3 protein-coding genes and 1 pseudogene are annotated in these 4,318 nt (G+C 69.3%); 3 read left to right on the forward strand and 1 reads right to left on the reverse strand.

The genetic code is table 11. From position 1 onward, the window contains the following. Positions 1–12: 12 nt before the first annotated feature. The 3 genes from FVW27_RS08855 (at position 13) to FVW27_RS08865 (ending at position 3,964) form a co-directional block, all read left to right on the forward strand. The gene (locus FVW27_RS08855; RefSeq protein ID WP_341806113.1) at positions 13–1,008 is read left to right on the forward strand and encodes an HDOD domain-containing protein; all 996 of its coding nucleotides are present in this window, start codon (positions 13–15) and stop codon (positions 1,006–1,008) included. Positions 1,009–1,386: 378 nt separating this feature from the next. Next, entirely contained in the window at positions 1,387–3,102 is a 1,716-nt protein-coding gene (recJ, locus tag FVW27_RS08860; protein WP_167124440.1) for a single-stranded-DNA-specific exonuclease RecJ, read from the forward strand. 172 nt (positions 3,103–3,274) lie between these two features. Next, on the forward strand, positions 3,275–3,964 hold the full coding sequence (locus FVW27_RS08865; protein ID WP_167124442.1) for a DUF2062 domain-containing protein: 690 nt from the start codon (positions 3,275–3,277) through the stop codon (positions 3,962–3,964). Between the two features lie 172 nt (positions 3,965–4,136). Here FVW27_RS08865 and FVW27_RS08870 read toward each other — a convergent pair. Beyond that, a pseudogene (locus FVW27_RS08870) lies at positions 4,137–4,318 on the reverse strand (RNA pseudouridine synthase); the annotation flags it as partial.

Raw genomic sequence — 4,318 nt, forward strand, 5'->3', positions numbered from 1 at the left:
CGGAGGCGGGTCGTGAGCCCCGCCAGCGGGGCAGGGGGCGGCGTACCCCCCGACCCAGCCCGACCCTCCGGCCCCGGTGGAACTGGCGGCTCTGGCGGTCTGGACGCGGCCCAGGCGTTGCTGGACGAACTGCTGCGCCACCCGCCGGAACTGCCCTACGACCCCGGCCTGCTGCGTGAACTTTTCGATTCCACCCGCGACGATTCCATGGCCCCCCTGTCCGCCGTGGCCGGGGTGGTCAACAAGGCGCAGGGGCTTGCCACCCGCGTGCTGTCCCTTGCCAATTCCGCCTATTACGGCCTGCAATCGGAGGTGACCTCCGTCCAGCGGGCCGTTGCCGTTCTGGGCATGGCCGAAATACGCGCGCTGGTGCTGGCGCTGGGCATTTCGCGCATGATCGACCGTTCGCGCCTGCCCGCCGCGTTCGACCTGCGCGAATACTGGGGGCATCAGCTTTCCGTGGCTGCCGGCTGTCGCCTGCTGGCCCGCCGGGTGCCGGGCTGCGATGCGGAGACCTGCTATACCGCCGGGTTGCTGCACGACCTTGGCAAGCTGCTCATCGCCGCCTACCGCCCGGACGACTGGGCTGCCATCCGCCAGTTGGCCAGGGACGAGAAGCTCATGGATTCCGAGGCCGAGGAGTCGCTGCTGGGGCTGGAGCACGGGGTGGTGGGGGCGCGCCTGCTGTCGTTCTGGGATTTGCCCATGGCCCTGACGGAACCCATCAACTGGCACCATGCCCCGCATCTGGCGGGCGAGCATCAACGCGCCGCGTTGGTGGTGTACGTGGCCGATGCCGCGCTGCGCCTGCGCGAACGGCTGGCGGGACTGGGCGCGGACGGTCTGCCCGGCAGCCTGCCGGGCGGATTGCCCGATGATGTGCTGATTCCGCAGGGGCTGGACGACGCGGCCCGCTCGCTGGGGGTTGACGTGGCCGCCTTCATGGCGGAAATCGAAACCCTGCTCGAAGGCGAGCGGATAGGGCAGTTCGTGTCGCAACTGGCGTGAGGGCGTTCTCCAAATAGTCTTTTCGCGCGTTGGCTTCCGACCAGAAGGGCGCAATGCGTGGCCGCACGACTCGCGCTGCGCGCTTGCCTAACGGCTGCCGCGCGTTGCGGACGCCATCCGTAAGACTCGCGCTGCGCGCTTGCCTAACGGCTGCCGCGCGTTGCGGACGCCATCCGCAAGACTCGCGCTGCGCGCTCGCCTAACGGCTGCCGCGCGCCCTCATGGCGGGTTCGTTCTCCTTGCCAGCGAACGAAAATCCTGCCTTGGAGAAAGCCCTCGGCACCGCGCGGAATGCGCGGGGGCAGCCAATGCCCATTGCAACAGTGCCCTTTCCCGACCTGATCTTTTCTGCACAGTCTTTTTTTTCCCGGAGCATGCGTGACACGCAACTGGATATTCCGCCCGGAGCCGGAGGCGGCAACGCCGCCGTTCGCGGCTTGGGCAGAGCGGCTGGAAGTATCGGAACTCATCGTGCGGCTGCTGTGGCGGCGCGGGGTGGGGTCCGTGGACGACATGGCCCTGTACCTTTCGCCCAACCTGCGGCACCTGGCCCCACTGGCCCAGTGGCCGGGGCTGGAGCAGGCGGCCAGCACCCTGACGGAGGGCCTGCTGGCCGGGCTGCCCTTTGCCGTGTGGGGCGACTATGACGTGGACGGGGTGACATCTTCGGCACTGGTCAAGGGGGTGCTTGCCCACCACGGCATCGAGGCGGCGCACCACATCCCGGACCGGCGAGAGGAAGGCTACGGCCTGAACGTGGCGTGGATTGAGCGTCTGGCAGAGCAGGGCGTGCGCCTGCTGCTGACCGTGGACTGCGGCATATCGGACGTGGAGCCGGTGCGCCGGGCGCGCGAACTGGGCATGACGGTGGTGGTGTCCGACCACCACATGCCGCCCGAGGCTCTGCCCGATGCCCACGCCATCTGCAACCCGCGCCTGGCGGAATGCCCGTGCCCGGCCCTGGCCGGGGTGGGGGTAAGCTTTCTGGTCATGGCGGCGGTGAACGCGGCCCTGTCCGAGCGCACCGGCAAGAAGGCCGACATGCGCGACTTTCTCGATCTGGTGGCGCTGGGCACCCTGGCTGACGTGGTGAACCTGCACGGGCAGAACCGTATCCTGGTCAAGAACGGCCTGCTGAAGATAGCGGAGGCCCGCCGTCCCGGCATGGCCGCGCTGAAAACCGTGAGCGGGTACAACCCGTCGGCGGCCATCGGCGCGGGGCAGGTGGTGTTCGGTCTTGCGCCGCGCATCAACGCGGCAGGGCGCATGGGCAAGGCGGAACTGGCCCTGCAATTGCTGCTGACCGACGACCACGCCGAGGCGGCCAGCCTGGCCCAGGAACTGGACGCGGAAAACGCTCGGCGCCGGGCAGAGGAAGACCGCATCCTCGATGCCGCGAAAAAACAGGCCGAAGGGCAACTGGACCGCATGGGCCTCGTGCTGCACGGCGAGGATTGGCACCCCGGCGTCATCGGCATCGTGGCTTCGCGCATCGTGGATGAATTCTACCGGCCCACGCTGATATTGAGCCGCGACGGCGAATCCATGAAGGGCTCGGGCCGTTCGGTGGCGGAATTCGACCTGCACGCCGGGCTGACCCGCTGCGCCGACCTGTTCACCTCGTTCGGGGGGCACCATCAGGCGGCGGGCATGAGCATGGCCGCCAGCCACGTGGATACCCTGCGCGAGCGCTTCGACGCCGTGGTGCGGGCGGAACTGGGCGACACCCCGCTCACCCCGCGCCTGAAGCTGGATGGCGAACTGGGCTTTGCCCTGGCAGGCGATTTCACCCTGCTGAAGGAACTGGAAATGCTCCAGCCCTTCGGCACGGGCAACGCCGAGCCGGTGTTCGCCTCGCCGCCGGTGCTGGTGCGCGACCTGCGCCGCTTTGGTCCCACGCGCGACCACGTGGAACTGCAACTGACCGACGAAAGCTGCGGCATCACCCTGCGGGCCAAGGCGTGGCGCCAGTCCGGCCAGTTTCCGGACAGCCTGCGCGGCACGCGGGTGCGCCTGGCCTACACCCCGCGCATCGACCGGTACAACGGCGCGGCGTCTGTGGATTTGCGGATCAAGGACTGGAAGCGTGAGTAAGGGCGGGCCCTGACTCAGGTTCGGTCCGGCCATGGGCCGGGCAACAGACGCGGCCCCGCAACCGTTGTCTGACAGCGGTTGTCCCGCAGCCGTTGCTCTTGGCCTCGCACGCGGCTATCGTATCCATGCGGCGCGGTTGATGACGCGCCGCCGCAGTTCGCCGGAGCCACGCATGGACCATAGCACGCACCCACAGGATGGCGATACGCCACCCTCGGACGCAGACAGCGCCGGAAACGGCGCCCCCGGGCCGCGCCGCAACGGGCGTTCCGCACCGGAGCGCCTGTTGCGGGCCGTGCGGCTGCATCGGCTGCGGCTGGTGCGGCTGCCGTCCACGCCGCACCGCATCGCGCTGGGCGTGGGACTTGGCATGCTCATAGGGTCCATTCCACTGATACCCTCGCAGATGCTGCTGGCGGGCGTGGTGGCCTGGCTGCTGCGGGCCAGCCCCACGGCGGCGGTCATCGCCACGCTGTACTCCAATCCGGTTACCTTCGGCCCGCTGTACGCCATCTTTTTCGCCATCGGCTCGTTTCTGCTGCCGAACATGCATGTGGCGCTGCCCGACGATATCGCCAACCTCACCTCGCTGCTGGCCATGGGCTGGGACGTGTATCTGGTGCTGTGCGCGGGTGGGGTGGTGTTTGGTGCCGTGGCTGGGGTGCTGGCCTACGTGGCGGCCTATCGCATGGTGGCCGCATATCAGCAGCGTCGGGTGCGCTGGCGCACCGGGGCCAGCAACGCCCCGCCGGTGGTGGCTGGCTGCGCGCCGTCCGAAGAGGGCGACGGTTGTGAACAGGATGGCACAGCCAATGGCGGCAAGGTGGCAGACGACGGCAACGGTGGGCGTGACGGGCGCTGACAGCCCGGCGGCTGGGAGTCAACGGGGCGGCATGGGATGAAGGCAACGCCGCCGCCCGGCGGCGTGCGGTCAGCGCGGGGCAGACGCTGGAGGGCGCCTGACGGGCCACAGGCGACCACGGACGACCACAGGCGGGAGACAGTTTGGCGCTGCCAGGCGGAAATGGGGCGGCTCAGGAATCGAGGCGGTACGCGGCGCGTGCCGCCTCTTGCAGTTCCGACGGCAGCAGATGCAACCACGGCGGCGGGCATGCCGCGCGAAAGCCCGGCAGTTCGATGCGGGCGTGGTGCAGGAACAGCGTGGCGGGTGCGGGGGGGCGTGCGCTGTGCGGCGCGCCCTGCGGCATGGTGGTGG

The sequence above is a fragment of the Nitratidesulfovibrio liaohensis genome, assembly GCF_011682075.1.
Lineage (GTDB): Bacteria > Desulfobacterota > Desulfovibrionia > Desulfovibrionales > Desulfovibrionaceae > Cupidesulfovibrio > Cupidesulfovibrio liaohensis.

Coding starts and splice junctions, on each gene's coding strand:
- FVW27_RS08865 (WP_167124442.1), top strand. CDS start 3,275: ATGGACCATAGCACGCACCCACAGGATGGCGATACGCCACCCTCGGAC.